The organism is Vineibacter terrae, from assembly GCF_008039615.1.
In the GTDB taxonomy this organism is placed as follows: domain Bacteria; phylum Pseudomonadota; class Alphaproteobacteria; order Reyranellales; family Reyranellaceae; genus Vineibacter; species Vineibacter terrae.
Window position 1 is genome coordinate 16271 of record NZ_VDUZ01000021.1, and the last position, 17006, is coordinate 33276.

Annotated in this window: 12 protein-coding genes; 3 read left to right on the forward strand and 9 right to left on the reverse strand. The window is 69.3% G+C overall.

Annotation, left to right across the window (positions count from 1 at the left end; all coding sequences use genetic code 11):
* Positions 1–41: 41 nt before the first annotated feature.
* The 7 genes from FHP25_RS18595 to FHP25_RS18625 all read right to left on the reverse strand — a co-directional run bounded on the left by FHP25_RS18595 (position 42) and on the right by FHP25_RS18625 (position 11186).
* A complete protein-coding gene (locus FHP25_RS18595) occupies positions 42–3452 on the reverse strand; it encodes a carboxyl transferase domain-containing protein (protein ID WP_147848547.1) in 3411 nt (1136 codons plus the stop codon).
* Entirely contained in the window at positions 3443–5719 is a 2277-nt protein-coding gene (locus FHP25_RS18600; RefSeq protein ID WP_178133618.1) for a CaiB/BaiF CoA-transferase family protein, read from the reverse strand. Before FHP25_RS18600 ends, FHP25_RS18595 begins: the two co-directional genes overlap by 10 nt.
* On the reverse strand, positions 5716–6678 hold the full coding sequence (locus FHP25_RS18605; RefSeq protein ID WP_147848456.1) for an ABC transporter ATP-binding protein: 963 nt from the start codon (positions 6676–6678) through the stop codon (positions 5716–5718). Before FHP25_RS18605 ends, FHP25_RS18600 begins: the two co-directional genes overlap by 4 nt.
* Complete coding sequence (locus FHP25_RS18610; protein ID WP_147848457.1) at positions 6678–7664, reverse strand: ABC transporter ATP-binding protein; 987 nt, start codon at positions 7662–7664, stop codon at positions 6678–6680. The genes FHP25_RS18605 and FHP25_RS18610 overlap by 1 nt, the downstream gene beginning before the upstream one ends.
* 1 nt (position 7665) lies before the next feature.
* Positions 7666–8565 carry an ABC transporter permease gene (locus tag FHP25_RS18615; protein ID WP_218578443.1) on the reverse strand — a complete coding sequence of 300 codons (900 nt, stop codon included), beginning with the start codon at positions 8563–8565 and terminating at the stop codon, positions 7666–7668.
* Complete coding sequence (locus FHP25_RS18620; protein WP_147848458.1) at positions 8555–9475, reverse strand: ABC transporter permease; 921 nt, start codon at positions 9473–9475, stop codon at positions 8555–8557. Before FHP25_RS18620 ends, FHP25_RS18615 begins: the two co-directional genes overlap by 11 nt.
* Before the next feature lie 136 nt (positions 9476–9611).
* Positions 9612–11186, reverse strand: coding sequence for an ABC transporter substrate-binding protein (locus FHP25_RS18625; RefSeq protein ID WP_218578444.1), 1575 nt, complete (start codon positions 11184–11186; stop codon positions 9612–9614).
* Between the two features lie 179 nt (positions 11187–11365).
* Between FHP25_RS18625 and FHP25_RS18630 the strand changes: the two genes are divergently transcribed.
* Complete coding sequence (locus FHP25_RS18630; protein ID WP_147848460.1) at positions 11366–12133, forward strand: GntR family transcriptional regulator; 768 nt, start codon at positions 11366–11368, stop codon at positions 12131–12133.
* A 235-nt stretch (positions 12134–12368) separates the two neighbouring features.
* Here FHP25_RS18630 and FHP25_RS18635 read toward each other — a convergent pair whose 3' ends face one another.
* Together FHP25_RS18635 and FHP25_RS18640 are read right to left on the reverse strand one after the other, a co-directional pair.
* Positions 12369–13754, reverse strand: coding sequence for an NAD(P)/FAD-dependent oxidoreductase (locus FHP25_RS18635; RefSeq protein WP_231712385.1), 1386 nt, complete (start codon positions 13752–13754; stop codon positions 12369–12371).
* Positions 13755–13917: 163 nt separating this feature from the next.
* A complete protein-coding gene (locus tag FHP25_RS18640) occupies positions 13918–14667 on the reverse strand; it encodes an adenylate/guanylate cyclase domain-containing protein (protein ID WP_147848461.1) in 750 nt (249 codons plus the stop codon).
* Positions 14668–14861: 194 nt separating this feature from the next.
* On the opposite strand from FHP25_RS18640, the gene FHP25_RS18645 reads away from it, so the two are divergent.
* Both FHP25_RS18645 and FHP25_RS18650 read left to right on the forward strand, forming a co-directional pair.
* A complete protein-coding gene (locus tag FHP25_RS18645) occupies positions 14862–15581 on the forward strand; it encodes a response regulator (RefSeq protein ID WP_147848462.1) in 720 nt (239 codons plus the stop codon).
* Entirely contained in the window at positions 15569–16996 is a 1428-nt protein-coding gene (locus FHP25_RS18650) for an ATP-binding protein (protein ID WP_147848463.1), read from the forward strand. The genes FHP25_RS18645 and FHP25_RS18650 overlap by 13 nt, the downstream gene beginning before the upstream one ends.
* The last annotated feature ends 10 nt before the right edge of the window (positions 16997–17006 follow it).

The window sequence follows — 17006 nt, forward strand, 5'->3', positions numbered from 1 at the left end:
CGCCGCCTTCTCCCCGCCTTCGCAGGGAGAAGGACAGGACCTCACCACCCGTCGACGCAGGGCCGCTTCTTGCTGGTGCGCGGCGGCGGCGGCGGCATCGAGCGCAGGCCGGTCATGATCCACTTGCGCGTCTCGGCCGGGTCGATCACGTCGTCGAGCTCGAACAGGGAGGCGGTGTTGAGCGCCTTGCCGCGCTCGTACATCTCCGCGACCATGCGCTCATAGGCTTCCATGCGCTTGGCGGGATCCTCGATGGCCGCCAGCTCCTTGCGCCGGCCCAGCTTCACCTGGCCCTCCAGGCCCATGCCGCCGAACTCGCCGGTGGGCCAGGAGATGGCGAACACCGACGCGTGGAAGCTGCCGCCGGCCATGCCCAACGCCCCCAGGCCATAGGCCTTGCGGATGACCACCGTGAAGGTGGGCACGGAGACATTGGCGCCCACGAGATAGGTGCGGCAGCAATGGCGCACCAGCGCCGTCTTCTCGTGCTCCGGCCCCACCATGTTGCCGGGCGTGTCGCACAGGAACAGCAGCGGGATGTCGTGCGCATCGCACAGCTGCATGAAGCGCGCGCCCTTGTCGGCGGCGGGGCTGTCGATGGCGCCGGCCAGATGCGCCGGGTTGTTGGCCACGACGCCGATCGGCTGGCCCTCGATGCGGATCAGCGCCGTGATCATGCCGGCGCCGAAGCCGCGGCGCAGCTCCAGCACCGAGCCTGAATCGGCCAGGGTCTCGATCAGCGCCCGCATGTCGTAGGCGCGCAGCCGGTTGAGCGGCACGGCATGGCGCAGGTGGCGCTGGTCGGCGCACGTCCAGTCGGCCACCGCCCCCTGGAAGTACGACAGGTACTGCCGCGCTGCCTTGATCGCCTCGGCCTCGTCCTCGACCGCGAGGTCCACGACGCCGTTGGGCACCTGCACCGACATCGGCCCGACCTCTTCCGGCCGATAGACGCCCAGCCCGCCGCCCTCGATCATCGCCGGACCGCCCATGCCGATGGTCGAGTTGGCGGTGGCGATCACGACATCGCAGCAGCCCAGCAGCACGGCGTTGCCGGCGAAGCAGCGGCCCGACGTGATGCCGACCAGCGGCACCAGGCCGCTCAGGCGCGCGAAGCGGTGAAAGGTGTCGAGCTGCAGGCTGCCCACCGACACCGTGTCGGTGTCGCTGCCGCGGCCGCCGCCGCCTTCGGCGAGCATCACCAGCGGCAGGCGCCATTGCTCGGCGAGCTTGAACATCCGGTCCTTCTTCTCGTGACCCTTCTTGCCCTGGGTGCCGGCCATCACGGTGTAGTCATAGGCGACGACGGCGACGCGGCTGTCCTTGTGCGGGAACAGCGCGCCGTTGACGCGGCCCAGGCCCATGATCAGCGAATCGGCCTGGGTGGTCCTGATCAGGTCCGGCATCGGCGTGGTGCGCCGGCGCGCGGCCACCACCAGCGCGCCGTACTCGACGAAGGAACCGGGATCGCACAGATCGGCGATGTTCTCGCGCGTGGTGCGCTGGTTGGTCTTGCGCCGCCGCGCCACGGCATCGGGCCGGTTCGCATCGCGCGTGCCGGCATGACGCGCCAGCACCTCGGCGAGGTCGGGGCGGATCTCGTCGAGGTCGATCTCGGCCGCCTCCTCCACCGCCGCGCCCACCGCATCACTGGGCTCGACGAACAGCAGCGGATGGCCTTCGAAGACGGTATCGCCCTTGGCCACCGTCAGCACCCGCACCGTGCCGCCGACCGTCGCCTTGATCACGTGCTCCATCTTCATGGCGTCCATCACCAGCACCTGCTGGCCGATGCGCACGACATCACCCTCGGCGATGGAGAGGTTGACGATGGTGCCCTGCATGGGCGCCGACAGCGGCACGGTGCCATCCGGTCCCGCGATATCCGCCGGCTCGGCGCCGACTGCGACGGGGAGAAAATCGGCGCCACCCGACGGCGCGCCTTGCGTGCGGCCGTGGTTGAGGACAGCCAGCGGGTCGGCGGCATCGACACGCGCGCCGGCCAGGCGCGGCGTCGGCGCGGATGGCGGTGTGAAATAGCGGCTGGGGTGAGCGGGGCCGGCCAGCAGCTCGCCGATGCGCTCGTCGATGAAGCGCGTATGCGTGCGGTTGGCCTTCACGTCGGCGTGGCTGAGCAGGCTCTGCAGGAACCCGGTGTTGGTGGGCACGCCGGTGATCTTGAACTCCGACAGCGCGCGGCAGGCTTTGGCGGCGGCGTCGCCGAGCTTGCCGGACGCGACGTGCACGATGACCTTGGCCAGCAGCGAATCGAAGCGCGGGCTGGTGCGATAGCCGGCATAGCCGAAGGCATCGACGCGGATGCCCGGGCCGCTGGGCGGCTCGAAGGCGGCGAGCGTGCCGCCGGCCGGCTTGGCCGCGCCGTCGGCCGTCATGGTCTCCATGTTGACGCGGACTTGCAGCGCCATACCGCGCGGTTCAGGCACGGAGGCCTGATCCAGGCCGAGATCTGCCAGGGTCGCGCCGCCGGCGATCTCGAGCTGGGCTCGCACCAGGTCGATGCCCGTCACCTCCTCGGTCACGGTGTGCTCGACCTGCAGCCTGGCGTTGGCCTCGATGAAGGCGATGGCCGCGTCGGCACCGGAAGCGGCGGCATCGACCAGGAACTCGAAGGTGCCGACGCTGCGGTAGCGGGCTTCCGAGGCCAGGCGCACGGCTGCTTCGAGCAGGCGCGCCCGCACGACAGGATGCAGCCCGGGCGCCGGCGCGATCTCGATCAGCTTCTGGCGCTGGCGCTGGATGCTGCATTCGCGTTCCCAGAGATGGCTCGCGGCGCCGCTGCCGTCGCCGACCACCTGGACCTCGATGTGGCGGGCCTGTGGGAACAGACGCTCGACATAGACATCGCCGTTGCCGAAGGCCTGCGTCGCTTCCGAGCGGCAGCGCGCATAGGCCTCGTCGAGCTCGTCAAGCCGGAACACCGGGCGCATGCCGCGCCCGCCGCCGCCGGCGATGGCCTTGATCATGACGGCGCCGCCCTGGCCCAGCGCCTCGAAGAAGGCGCGCGCCTCGGCGAGGCTGGCGGCTTTCGACAGGCCCGGCACCACCGGCACGCCGCAGCGTTCGGCCAAAGCCCGCGCCTGCGCCTTGTCGCCGAAAAGGTCGAGCGTCTCGGGCGAGGGCCCGACGAAGGCGATGCCCGCGCCGGCGCAGGCGCGCGCGAAGGCGGCATTCTCGGCCAGGAAGCCGTAGCCGGGATGCACGGCGTCGCAGCCGGCTTCGCGCGCGATCGCCACGATCTGCGCCATGTCGAGATAAGGCGCCACGCCGACGCCCTTGAGAGGGCGCGTCTCGTCGGTGCGGCGGGTGTGCAGGGATAGCGCGTCGTCCTCGGCATGCACGCTGACCGTGCGGATGCCCATGTCCGCCGCCGTGCGCGCGATACGGATGGCGATCTCGCCGCGGTTGGCGATCAACAGACCCTTCATTGCAATGACCCCATGACAGCCCGCGTGCCGATCACACCATCGGCCTCCAGCGCGGCAAACTCGTTGCGCGACAACCCCAGATCGCCCATCAGCACCGGCCCGTTGTGCTCGCCCAGCGTCGGCGACGGGCAGACGAGCGGCGGCGTCCGGCCGTCGAGCCGATAGGGCGCCAGCGGCGTGATGTGCGTGCCGATGAAGCGCCGCTCGGCGCGGCGCCAGAAGCCGGCGGCCACGAGCTGCGGATCCGCGAGCAGATCCTGCGCCGCGTAAACCGGGCCGGCTGGCACGCCGGCGCCCTGCAGCCGATCGACCGCGTCGCGCGCCTCGCGCGAGGCAGCCCAGGCCCGCAGCCGCGCCTCCATGTCCGGCTCGTTCTCCTTCAGCGGCGCCAGGCCGGGGCAGCCGATCAGCGCCGCCAGCGCCGTCCATTGTGCCGGCGTCTCGACTGAAACGGCGATCCAGGCCGCGGGCGCCACAGTGCCGGCCACGGCACGCAGCAGCGACAGCGGATGGCGGCTGCCGCTGCGGGCGAGCAGGTCCGTCTGCGTCGACTGCGCAACGATCGCATCGGCACAGAGCTGGAACAGGCATTCCACCTGGCTGAGATCGATCACCGCGCCGCCGCGCCCGTGGCGCCGTCCATAGAGCGCCACCAGGCAGGCAGCGGCGCCGTACAGGCCGCCGATGGGATCGCCGTAGGCGACATGCTGCATCGTGGGCGGATCATCGGGCTCGCCATTCACGAAGGGCAGGCCCGACGCCTGCTCCACCGTCGAGCCATAGGCGCGAAAGCCGCTCCAGGGACCGGCAGCGCCGAAGGCGCCCATGGAGATGCCGATCAGCCCGGGTGTCGCGCCGGCCAGGGCCTTGGGCCCGATGCCGAGCTTGTCGAGCGTGCCAGGCGCATAGTTCTCGATCATGATGTCGGCGCGGGCCGCCAGCCGGCGCACCAGCGCCTTGCCGGCGTCGGTCTTCAGGTCGAGCGTGATGCCGCGCTTGTTGCGGTTCACCATCAGGAAGGACGGACGCGTCTCGTACGGCGGCGGATCGCCGTCCATCGGGCCATCGAAGGCACGCCACCAGTCGAAATGCGTGCACGACTCGACCTTCACGATGTCGGCGCCAAGGTCGGCGAAGTGGCGCGTCGCCAGCGGCCCGGCCCAGCCCATCGTCAGGTCCAGCACGCGCACCCCGCGCAACGGCAGGTCGGGTGCGGTCGCTGGTTCCGTCGCCGCACTCTGGACGGCAGGCGACGGCTCGATCCGAAATGGCTGGGTCGGGCCAACCGCGGATGCCGTGCCGGGCACGGGCGCGAAGCTGCCGCGTCCCTGCCAATGCGGCGTGCGCGGCAAGGCCGCAAGGTCGGGCACCGGCGCCAGCGGGATGCGCCGGCCCTGGCCTTCGATGAGCCAGTAGGCCGCCGGCCGCGTCTTGAACGCGGGAACCAGAACGCGGTCGAACGCGTCGGCGGCGTTCAGCCGCTGCAGCGTCACCAGGCTCGCCGGATCGCGTGCCAGCTCGGGGTGCCCGATCATGTCGCACAGCGCCGTCCATTGCGGCGGCGTGAGCGCGGTGACACCGATCCAGCCGTCGCTGGCCTGGTAGATGCCGCCCGGAAACGTGGGCGTGAAGCGGTTGACGCCGCGCCGCACGACCTTGTCGCCGGTCAGCGCCAGGCCGGCCGCACCGCTTTCCGAGAAGCACAAATTGGCGTCGAGGATGTTGACGTCGATGCGCCGGCCGCGCCAGCCCGCGTCACGACCGATCAAGGCCGCCATGGCCACGATGAACGCGGTCGCGCCGCCCACGACCTGCGGCGCATGTCCGCGCGGCAGCATCGGCGCACCGTCCTTCGGGCCGGTGGCATAGGCGACGCCGCTCATCGCCTGGATCAACGCATCGCAGCCGCCCCAGCCTGCATACGGCCCGTCCGGAGCGAACCATGTCAGTCCCAGCCGGATGGGGTTCGACGCGCCCGCAGCACCCAACGCCGCATCGACAGCCGCGACATCGGCCGGCCGCTGGCCGGCGATGACGAGGTCGACCGCCTGACCCAGGGCCTGCCTAAGATCGCGCGCCACCGGACGCTTGCCGTGATCGAGCCACGCCGCGTACGCCGCGCTGGCGCTGCCGCCATAGCCGACACCGGTCGCGTCGGGCGGACCGGCCTGCAGCACGGTGGCGCCGTGGGCAGTGAACAGCCGGCCGCAATAGCGCGTGGCGACACCGTCCGGACATTCCAGGACGGTCAATCCGGCAAGCGGACCGCTCATGCTCCCTCCGCAAGGTGGCAGGCACCGGCATGATCGCGCCCCAGCGACCGCCATGCCGGCACCTCGACGGCGCAGCGGTCGATGGCGCGCGGGCAGCGCGGATGGAACTTGCAGCCCGACGGCGGCGCCATGGCGCTGGCGATCTCGCCGCGGATCGCGTCCAGCGGCGGCTGGTGATCGGGATCCGGGCGCGGCACCGATGCCAGCAGGGCCTGGGTATAGGGATGACGCGGACGGTCGAAGACCGCGTCGGTCGGTCCGGCCTCGACCATGTTGCCCAGGTACATGACGCCGACGCGGGTGCTGAAATGCTCCACCAGCGCCAGGTCATGGGCGATGATCAGGTAGGTGAGGCGGAAGCGCTCCTGGATGTCGGCGAGCAGGTTCAGGACCTGGGCCCGGATCGAGACATCCAGGGCCGAGATCGGCTCGTCCAGCACGATGCAGCGCGGGTTGACCGCCAGCGCCCGCGCAATGGCGATGCGCTGCCGCTGGCCGCCGCTGAACTCATGCGGAAAGAGGTCGGCCGCGGCCGCCGGCAAGCCGACGACGTCCAGCACCTCCTCGACGCGCCGGCGCAGCGCCGCACGCCCGGAACGCTCATGCGCCAGGATCGGCTCGGCGATGATCGTGCGCACCCGCAGTCGCGGATTGAGCGAGGCGTAGGGATCCTGGAACACGGCCTGCACCTGGCGGCGATAAGCCTTCAGCCCGGCGCCCGACATGCCGGCAAGATCCTTGCCGTCGAACAGGATGGCGCCGGCCGTGGGGCGCTCGAGCATCAGCACCATCCTGGCGATGGTGGTCTTGCCGCAGCCTGATTCGCCCACCAGCGCGAAGGTCTCGCCCACATCGACCGAGAAGCTGACGCCATCGACGGCGCGCACGGCGCCCGATGCGCGCAGCAGCCCGCTGCCGACCGGGAAATGCTTCTTCAGATCGCGGACCTCGAGCAGCATCAGGCGGCCTCCGGGCCGGGCCGCCAGCACGCCACCTTGTGTCCGGACGCCAGCTCGACCTCGGGCGGATACTCGGCATCGCACTGCGCCGTGCGGCGCGAGCAGCGCGCGGCGAAGCGGCAGCCGACGGGCGGATCGATCAGGCTGGGCGGCTGGCCGGCGATGGCGTGCAGGCGACGGCGCCGCTGGCCCAGGTGCGGGATCGCGTTCAGCAGCGCCTGGGTGTAGGGGTGCGCCGGGCTGCGGTAGATCGTGCGCACGTCGCCGACCTCGACGATGCGGCCGGCATACATCACCGCGACGCGCTGGCAGATCGATGCCGCGACACCCAGATCGTGGGTGATCAGGATGATGCCCAGGCCGCTGTCGCGTTGCAGCTCGCGGAACAGCGCGATCATCTGCACCTGGATGGTGACGTCGAGGTTGCTGGTGGGCTCGTCGGCGATCAGCAGCCGCGGGGCGCAGGCAATCGCCATCGCCGCCACGACGCGCTGGCGCATGCCGCCGCTGAACTGGTGCGGATAGTCGTCCAGCCGCTTCTCGGGCGACGGGATACGCACCCGCCGCAGGACCTTCACCGCAGCCTCGCGCACGGCGCGGGCGCCATGCGCCAGGCCATGGTAGCGGAAGGGCGCGCCGACCTGATCGCCGACCGTGAACACCGGGTTGAGCGAGGTCATGGGGTCCTGCGACACCATCGAGACGCGCCGCCCGCGCCAGTCACGCGCCATCTCCTCTTCGCTGAGTGAGGCCAGATCGACACCGTCGACCCAGATATGGCCCTCGACGATGCGGCCGCTCTGCCGCGGCAGAAGACGCAGGATCGACAGGCTGGTCATGCTCTTGCCCGATCCGGACTCGCCCACCAGGCCCAGCGTCTCGCCGGCATCGACATGCAGGTTCACGCCGTCGACCGCCTTCACGACGCCGCGCTTGAGGAAGAGATGGGTGCGCAGGTTCTCGACGCGCAGCAGCGGTTGCGACATGTCAGAGCTGCCGCCGCTTGGGATCGAGGGTGTCGCGCAGCCAGTCGCCCACCATGTTGGCCGACAGGCAGGTAAGCATGATGGCGATGCCGGGCATGGTGATCGCCCACCAGGCATTGGTGAGATAGTTGCGCGCGTCCGACAGCATCAGGCCCCAGGACACGTCGGGGGCCTGGATGCCCAGGCCGAGGAAGCTCAGCGACGCCTCGAAGATGATCACCTGCCCCACCTGCAGGGTGGACAGCACCAGCAGCGTGTTCATGATGTTGGGCAGCAGGTGGCGGAAGAAGATCGTGCCGGTGCCGCAGCCCGCGACCTTGGCCAGCGCCACGTACTCGCGCTCCTTCAGCGACAGGATCTCGCCGCGCACGATGCGGGCGTACCACGTCCAGTAGGTGACGATGATCACCACGATCACGGTGCCGAAGTCGGCGCCGAACACGGCCGCGATCACCAGCGCCAGCGCCAGCGCCGGGATCGAGAGCTGGATATCGACCAGCCGCATGATGACGGCATCGACGATGCCGCCGAAATAGCCGGAGATCATGCCGATCAGGCCGCCGATACTGCCGGCGAAGACAATGGCGTACAGCGCCGACACCACCGACACGCGCGCGCCGGCGATGATGCGGCTCAGGATGTCGCGGCCGAGATTGTCGGTGCCCAGCGGATAGGCCCAGCTGCCCTTCTCGGCCCAGGCCGGCGGCCGGAAGGCGGCGCCGAGATCGAGGCCGTTGGGATCGTGCGGCGCCAGCGCCTCGCCGCCGATCGCGGCCACGATGACGATCGCCAGCATCAGCATCGACAGCCACGGCAGGCCGCGGCCGCGCAGCCGCGCCATCAGCAGCGCCAGCGGCCCCCGCGCCGGCAGCGTCGCGAGCGCCCCGGCGTCAGCGGTCATAGCGGATCCTCGGATCGATCAGGCCATAGGACAGGTCGACCAGTAGGTTCGACGTGACGAACAGGATCGAGGTCAGCAGCACGCCGGCCTGCACCACCGGGAAGTCACGCGAGAACACGGCCTCGACCACGGTGCGGCCGACGCCGGGCCAAGCGAAGATGGTCTCGACCACGAAGGCGCCGCCCAGCATGGCGGCGAAATAGACGCCCAGGATCGTGACCAGCGGAATCGCGGCGTTGCGCAGCGCGTATTTCCAGATCAGCACGCGCTCGCTGGCGCCGACGGCACGGCCCATGCGGATGTAGTCGCTGTCGAGCACGTCGAGCATCGCCGAACGCACGATGCGAGTCTGCGCCGCCACCGGATACCAGCCCAGCGCGATCGCCGGCATGATGATATGGGCCGGCGTGCCATAGCCGTAGGCCGGCAGCAGGTTGAACCCGATGGCCAGCACCAGGATCAGCAGCAGCCCGACCCAGAAATTGGGCATCGCCTGGCCCAGCATGGCGAAGCCCTTGCCCAGCGTGTCGATCCAGGAGCCGCGATAGACGGCCGACAGCACGCCGAAGGGCACCGACAGCAGGATGGAGAACAGCAGCGCCGCCAACGCGAGGTAGATGGTGGCCGGCAAACGGTCCAGCACCAGCGACAGCGCCGGCGCCTGCCAGCGGTAGGAGTTGCCGAAATCGCCGGTCAGCGCGTTGCCGGCGAAGATCAGGTACTGGCGCCACAGCGGCTCGGCCAGGCCCATGTCGCGACGCACCTGCTCGACCACGGCCGGCGGCGCTTCGGTCGGCAGCAGCAGCACGATCGGATCGCCGCTCAGCCGCGAGACGAAGAAGATCACGATGCTGGCGCCGACGATGCTGATCAGCCCCTGGCCGACGCGCTTGAGGATGTAGAGGAGCATCAGCGACGGTCCTAGCGCGCCGGCCCGCAGGGCCGGCTCATGTTCCGGCGTCCGCCATGACCCGGCCCTGCGCGCATAGGCGAAAGCATTCGCTTTCGCCGGAGGTGCGCCACTGGAGTGGCGCGCTCCCGGCCCGTCATTGCTTGAGCCCGATCTCCTGGAAGCCGCGCCAGTAGCCGGGATAGGGCCAGGGCTTGAAATCGACCTTGGCGTCGCGCCAGGCGAGCGTGATCATCGGGCGGTAGGTGGTCAGGCCGCCCAGCACCTTCTCATGCTTGTAGCGTGCGATCTTGCGGGCAAGCTCGTCGCGCTTCTGCGGATCCATGGTGAGCTTCAGCTGCTCGACCATGGCGTCGGCCTCGGCGTCCTGGGCAAAGGAATAGCTGCCCCAGCCCTTGCCGGGCACGAAGCTGTGCAGATGGCCGGCCCAGGCCGTGCCGGGATCGCCGGGCAGGTTCTGGCTCCACATCATGCTGATCACGCCGTCCATCTCCGGCGGCCCATTGCGGCCGCGCCGCATGAGGTTGATCCAGGCGCCATACTCCAGGCCCTGCACCTTGCAGCGGATCCCCGCGGCCGTGAGGTACGCGAACATCGCCTCGCCCACTTCCTTCACATTGGGTTCGCGCGGCGTCGTGAGATTGTAGCAAGGTGTCTCGAATCCGTTGGGATGCCCGGCCTGGCGCAGCAGCTCGCGCGCCTTCTTAGGGTCGAAAGGATAGGGCTTGAGCTCGGGATCGTAACCGATGCCGCCCTTGCCGACCTCCACGTAGCGCTCGCCCTGGCCGAACAGCACGCTCTTGATGATCGCATTGACGTCGATGGCATGCGCCGCCGCCTGCCGCACCCGCACATCGCGGAAGGGGGAGTTGGGCTGGTCCGTATTGAAGTCGAGAAAGAGGTTGTTGCCCGACACGACACTGACCGTCTTCACGCCGGGCATCTTCTTGAATTCCTCGACCATCGCCAGCGGCACCGCGTCGACCCAGTCGACGGCGCCGGTCTTGAACGCCGCGACGCGCGTGAGATCCTCGGGGATGATCTTGATGGTGAGGTTCTTGACTGTGGGCCGGTGTTCCTTGTTCCAGTAGTCGTCGAACGCCTCGAGCTTCAGCTCGTCCTTCACGACACGCGAGACGAACTTCCACGGCCCCGTGCCCACCGGCGCCTTGGCGAAGCCCTCCTCGCCGACGCGCTCGTAGTAGGCTTTGGGGACAGCCCACAACTGCAGCTGGCCCGAGATGTAGGAACCGTCGCCTTCCTTGAAATGCAGGCGGAAATGGTGGTCGTCGACGATCTCGAAGCGTTCGACCGAGGCCTGCAGGTGCGACCAGCGCGATATCTTGGGATCGCGCAGCTTGCTGAAGGTGAACTCGAAATCGGCGCTGGTCAGCGGATCGCCGTTGTGGAACTTCACGCCCTTGCGAATGTGGATGTCGATGATCGGCTTGCCGTTGTCCTCTATAACCTTCCACGATTCGGCGAGCCAATTGACGCTGCGCAGCGTCGGGTCGGGGCGCACCAGCTGCTCGAACATCTGGCCCATGAAGTAGTGGTCGACGCCGGCCGAATACTTCAGCGGGTCCATCACCGTCGGTTCAGCCGCAAACGCAACGGTCAGGCTGCCACGCGCTGGCGCGCTCTGCGCCAAGACGGGACCGGACAACAATGACAGCGACAGCGCCAAGCAGAGCGTCGACGTCCTGGGCACAACGTTCCTCCATCTCACGCGGCGCTGCTGCCGTGAATTACCGTTCATTGACCCGAAAGCAGCACGAACCCGATATCAATGTCAAATGTCACTTGTCGACAATTCTACTTCCTGAAATGCATCGAGCTTGGTAGAGAGCGCGAATCGCGGCGCTCGCCGCGGCATTGCAGAGCGCAGTGATGGACACGGTCCCGGCCCGAACCGCGATTTCCGCCGACGCCGCGCAGCGCCGGCGCGGCGAGCGTGCCCGCACGATTCCCGAGCAGATCGCCGACCATCTCGGCATCGCCATCCTCAACGGCGACTATCGCGGGCGCGAGCGGATCTCCGAGCAGGAGGTCGCGACACTCTACGGCGTCAGCCGCGGGCCGGTGCGCGAAGCGATCCGGGCGCTGGAGAAGCGCGGGCTGGTCGAGCTGTTCCCGCGGCGCGGCGCCTATGTCGTCGACATCACGCTCGACGCCATCGCCGACATCTTCAACATCCGGGCCGTGCTGCTGGGGCTGGCGGCGCGCAACCTCGCGATGCGCAGCGATGCCGGCGACGCGGTGGCCGAGCTGGTCGAGCACACCAACGGTGTTCGGCGCCTGGCCGCGGCCGAGGATGTGGACCCGGTCGCCTTTGCGCTCGCCGTCGGGCGGACCGGCGGCATCATGTACCGTCGCTGCGGCAACCCGCATCTCATCCGCATGCTGCGGCAGCAGAACCAGGGATCGCTATGGGGCCTGATCTGGCGCGAACGGCCGCTGGATTTTCTGACCGCGCAGCGCCGGCTCGAGACGGCAGCCGACTGGATGGCCGTGGCGGTGGCCATCCGCAAAAGTGACGGCCGGCGCGCCGAACGCCTGGTGCGCAAAGCGCTCTACGATTCCCGCGACGGCGCCATGGTGACCCTGCGGCAGCTGCGCGGCGAGCAGGTCGATCCGTCAAAGTTCATCCGCGATTGACCGGCCGGCGCGCATCGGGCCGAGGGGTTCGTGTTCCGGAGATCGCCCCGCGGCAGTGGGGCTACGGTATTCACACATCTGTCATCTCGAGCGCCAGCGAGGATCTCCCGCAAGTGGCGCACCGTGCGTCCTTCGCAGGAGATCCCTCGCTGGCGCTCGGGATGACAGTCCTATTTTCCGGGTGCAGCGGGGCGAGGAGGCAGCATGCGTGCGTCCCCGCAGCGCCGTTGCCGTGTCAACCGAACACCACGCGGGTGAGGGTCTGGAACCAGGCCTCGGCGTGGCGGGCCTCGTCCTGGCGCGATGCAGGCGGCACCTCGGCCGCGCTGGTGCGGCCGGTGACCTCGGTGAGCGCGCCGTTTGCCGGACGATAGATGCCGGCGACCGAAATGCCGTAGTCCGGTGCGACCAGGCTGTAGCTGGTGTTGGTCAGCCGGTGATCGACGGGCGCCAGGCCACGCACCAGGCTCGCGACGGCGCCGGCGCAGACATTGGCCTGGGCATGAGCCGCGAAGGCCGACTTGGGCATGGCGCCTGCAATCGCGGCATCGCCGATCACGTGGATGCCGGATTGCAGGGAAGATTCGAACGAGACTGGGTCGATCGGACACCAGCCGGTGCGATCGACAATCCCGGCGGCGTGCGCGATCGCACCGGCAAGCTGCGGCGGGATGACGTTGATGACACTGCCGCGGTGGCTGCCGCGCTCCGTCCGCAGGATGCTGCCGACGGCATCGACCTCGACGACCTTGCCACCGCCGGCCAAGGACACCCATTCCAGGTGGCGCGGATACAGCGCCTTCCAGGCGGCCTGGAACAGGTGCTGGTTGGAGAATGTGTCCTTGGCGTCCAGCACGACGAGCTTGGAGCGCGGCTTTCGCGTCTTGAGGAAATGCGCGATGAGGCTGGCGCGCTCGTAAGGTCCCGGGGGGCATCGGAACGGATCGGCCGGAACGGACATCACGACGATGCCGCCGTCTTCCATCGCTTCCAATTGGCTGCGCAGGGCCAGGATCTGCCGCCCGCCCTTCCAGGCATGCGGCATGACCTGTGCCGCCGCGCGGTCATAGCCGGGCAAGGCATCGAAGCGCAGATCGATGCCGGGCGCCAGCACGAGCCGGGCATAGGCAAGCGTGCTGCCATCGTCCAGCGTCACACGCCGAGCCTGCGCGTCGATCGCGACGGCGCGGCGGCGCACGACGGTGATGCCGTCCCGCGCCAAGGCCTCGTAGCCGAATTGCTGCAGCTCCAGATCGCGCAGGCCGGCGACCACGGCATTGGCGAACGGAAAGGCGGTGAAGCGCGACTGCGGCTCGACCAGCGTGATCGCCAGCCGCCCCCCGTGGCGCTGCAGCTCGCGCGCGCAGCTGGCGCCGGCAAAGCCACCGCCAACCACCACGATCGGAATCGGCCGCAGCGCCAGCACCTGCGGCGCGCCTATCAGGGGCGCGCTGCCGGTAGCAAACGCCTTCAGCAGAAGACCGTGATCGAGGGCGGCGTGGCGCCGCGCCTCGACAGTCGACGCACCGCCGAGCGACGGCACGGGCGGCGCCATCCGTGAATCCCCCGGAAGATCGCGCCTGCCGGTGGTCGCGAAGAGCGCGTTGGTCAGCCGGACCATGCCGAACCTCGTCGATCGGGTGGACACCAAATATCAGCGGGACGCTAGGCGGGAGCTGTCGCAGAAGGTTGTCCCCCGGCGCCCGCGATTGTCGCGAACTGTCTCCGGCCGGTGTGCTGACACACTTTGATACAAATGCCGGGCATGTCCCGCGACATCGGCATCACGCCGCGTCCGTCCGGCACAGCGCGAGCCGGGTCTGCGCGTCGCGGCTGTGGCGCATGACCCAGACGTCGACCGGGCGGCGCCGGCCACGCACGGTCAGGCTCAGCGGGCTTCGCCGGCACACGTCCAGGCCGATATTGAAAGGCGCATTGCGGCAGGCCGCCCGCATCAGATCGTCCGAGACGATGAGCGCGGCGCCGTGCTGGCGGGTCGCGCGCTCGAGCCGGCTGGCGACGTTGACGGCATCGCCCAGCACCAGCAGCTTGGCGCGCTGCGCATCGCCGCTGTTGCCGATCATCGCCTGGCCCGTGTGCAGGCCGATGCCGATGCGGATCGAGCGCGCCGGGTCGGTGGTGCTCCGGTCGCTCCAACGCGCGACCGCATCCAGCATGGCGACGGCGCAGCGCAGGGCGCGGGCTGCGTCGTCGGATGCGTCGCGCATGCCACCCCAGACGGCCATGACACCGTCACCGATATAGTCGTCGATCCCGGCGCCGTGGGCGGCGATGATCCGCGCCATGCGGCGATGGAAATCGCCCAGCAAGGAGATCGCATCGGCCGGCGCCAGCTCCTCGCACAGCCGGGTGAAGCCCACGATATCGGCGAACAGCACCGTCACGGTAGCCTGGCGTGGCACGTCGAACGCGGCCGGATCAATCGCCAGCAGCGGTGGCACAAAGCGCGACAGATTGTCTTCCGCGCCGTTCTGGCTCGACCATGTCGCACGGCGTAGTGCTGAGCTCAGCATTTGGGCACCTGCGGTTGGAGGGGAATGACCCTGGGACGCCGCGATAGTGCCGCCAAGCTATGGCAGGACTTTGCCATCGGTCCTGTTGAATTGTCGCAGCGTGCCGCAGAAGGCCGTGACGACAAACTTTGATACAGTTTTGTCGGCGCCCCGCCTGTCCCGCCGTGATAGCTTCAGGGTGCGAGAGAATACCGATGGAACCCACACCGCATGTCGCCGTGGTCGACGACCACCGGGATATCCGCGAGCTCGTCGGCCGCTACCTGACCCAGAACGGCTACCGCGTCAGCGTGGCTGAAAGCGCGGCGGCGTTCCGGCGCATGCACGAGCGCAGCGCGCTCGATCTGGTCGTGCTCGACATCATGATGCCGGGCGAGGACGGCCTGCAGCTCTGCCGCCATCTGCGCGCGACCACGGACCTGCCTATCATCCTGCTGACCGCGGTCACCGAGGATACGGACCGCATCATCGGCCTCGAGATGGGCGCCGACGACTACCTCACCAAGCCGTTCAATCCGCGCGAGCTGCTGGCGCGCATCCGTGCCGTGCTGCGGCGTGCCAACAGCCTGCCGCCGCGCCAGCGGCGCCGGCCGGCCGATGTCGTGCGCTTCGATCGCTGGACCTTCGAGCTGGGCCGGCGCGAGCTGGTCGACAGCGACGGTGTCGCGGTACCGCTGAGCACGGCGGAGTTCCGCCTGCTGCATGTCTTCCTCGATCATCGCGGCCTGGTGCTGTCACGCGAGCAACTGCTCGACCTCACGGTCGGCAAGGCCGCGGACGTCTTCGACCGCAGCATCGACAACCAGGTGAGCCGCCTGCGCAAGAAGATCGAGACCGATCCGAAGAACCCGATCCTGATCAAGACCCATTGGGGCGGCGGCTACAGCTTCGAGGGCGAGATATGCGCGCCCTGATCCGGCACCTGCTGCCGCGTAGCCTCACCGGCCAGATGGTGGGGCTGCTGCTGCTGGCGCTGGCGCTGTCGCAGGCCATCGCGTTCGTCGTCGTCAGCGACGAGCGCATCGTCATGCTGAAGGGCGCCGCCAAGGAAGAGTTCCTGATGCGCAGCGCCTCGACGGCGCGCCTGCTGGAAGCCACGCCGCCGGCGCTGCACGCCGAGATCCTGCGCGCCGTCGGCGCCAGCTACACGCGCTATTGGGTGGCCACCGAGAACACCACCGACGCCGGCAAATGGACACGCGAGGCCTGGAACCAGCTCGCCGAAGGGATGATGACCAGGACCCGGCACGGCCATCCCATACCCGACCCGCTGGCGGATGGCTGGGCATCCTGGATCGCCACCGCAGCGGCGGCGACGAACGCCGCCGCCTGGCGCGATCTTCCGCCGCGTGCAGGGCTCTTCACCGGGCCGGCGCGGTTCCTCTACCTGGAAGAAGCCAACGCGATGGGGCTTACGGTCCAGCTCGGCGACGGACGATGGCTGAACGCCTTCTTCGCCAAGCGGATGCCGTCGATGTGGTCGTCGCAATCCTACCTGTCGCTGGGTCTGACGGCGCTGGCGCTGTCGATCATTGCCGTCTTCATCGCGCGGCGCATCGCCCAGCCGCTGCAGCAGCTCGGGAATGCGGCCGAGAAGCTCGGCCGCGGCGAGGACGTCGCGCCGCTGCCGGAACGCGGGCCGCTCGATGTGCGCCGCACCGCCGAGGCGTTCAACCGCATGCAGACCCGGCTGCGGCGCTTCGTGGAGGATCGCACGCGCATGCTGGCCGCCATCGGGCACGATCTGCGCACGCCGCTGACGTCGCTGCGCCTGCGGGCCGAATTCGTGAGCGACGAGGAGACGCGGGAAAAGCTGCTGAGCACGGTCGAGGAGATGCAGGCCATGACCGAGGCCACGCTGGTGTTCGCGCGCGAGGACGCAACCGGTGAAGCGACCCGGACGGTCAACTTCCCTGCCCTGCTGGAAAGCACCTGTGCCGACCTCGCCGACCTCGGCTGGAACGTGAGCTTCGCCGAGGCCGAGCCGATGACCTATCGCTGCCGGCCCGACGCGCTGCGGCGCGCGCTGCGCAACCTCGTCGAGAACGCCGTGCGCTACGGCGGCCAGGCACGCGTCGCGCTGAGCCAGGCCACGGACGGCATCGAGATCACCGTCGACGATGCCGGACCGGGAATCCCCGACTGTGACCTCGACCGCGTGTTCCAGCCCTTCGTGCGGCTGGAGCATTCGCGCAACCGCGAGACCGGCGGCGTCGGGCTGGGCCTGTCGATCGCCCGCAGCATCGCCCGCGCCCATGGCGGCGATGTCGTGCTGGCCAATCGCTCCGGCGGATTGCGCGCCCTCATCCGCCTGCCGCGCAGCGCCTGAAGCCGCCAGC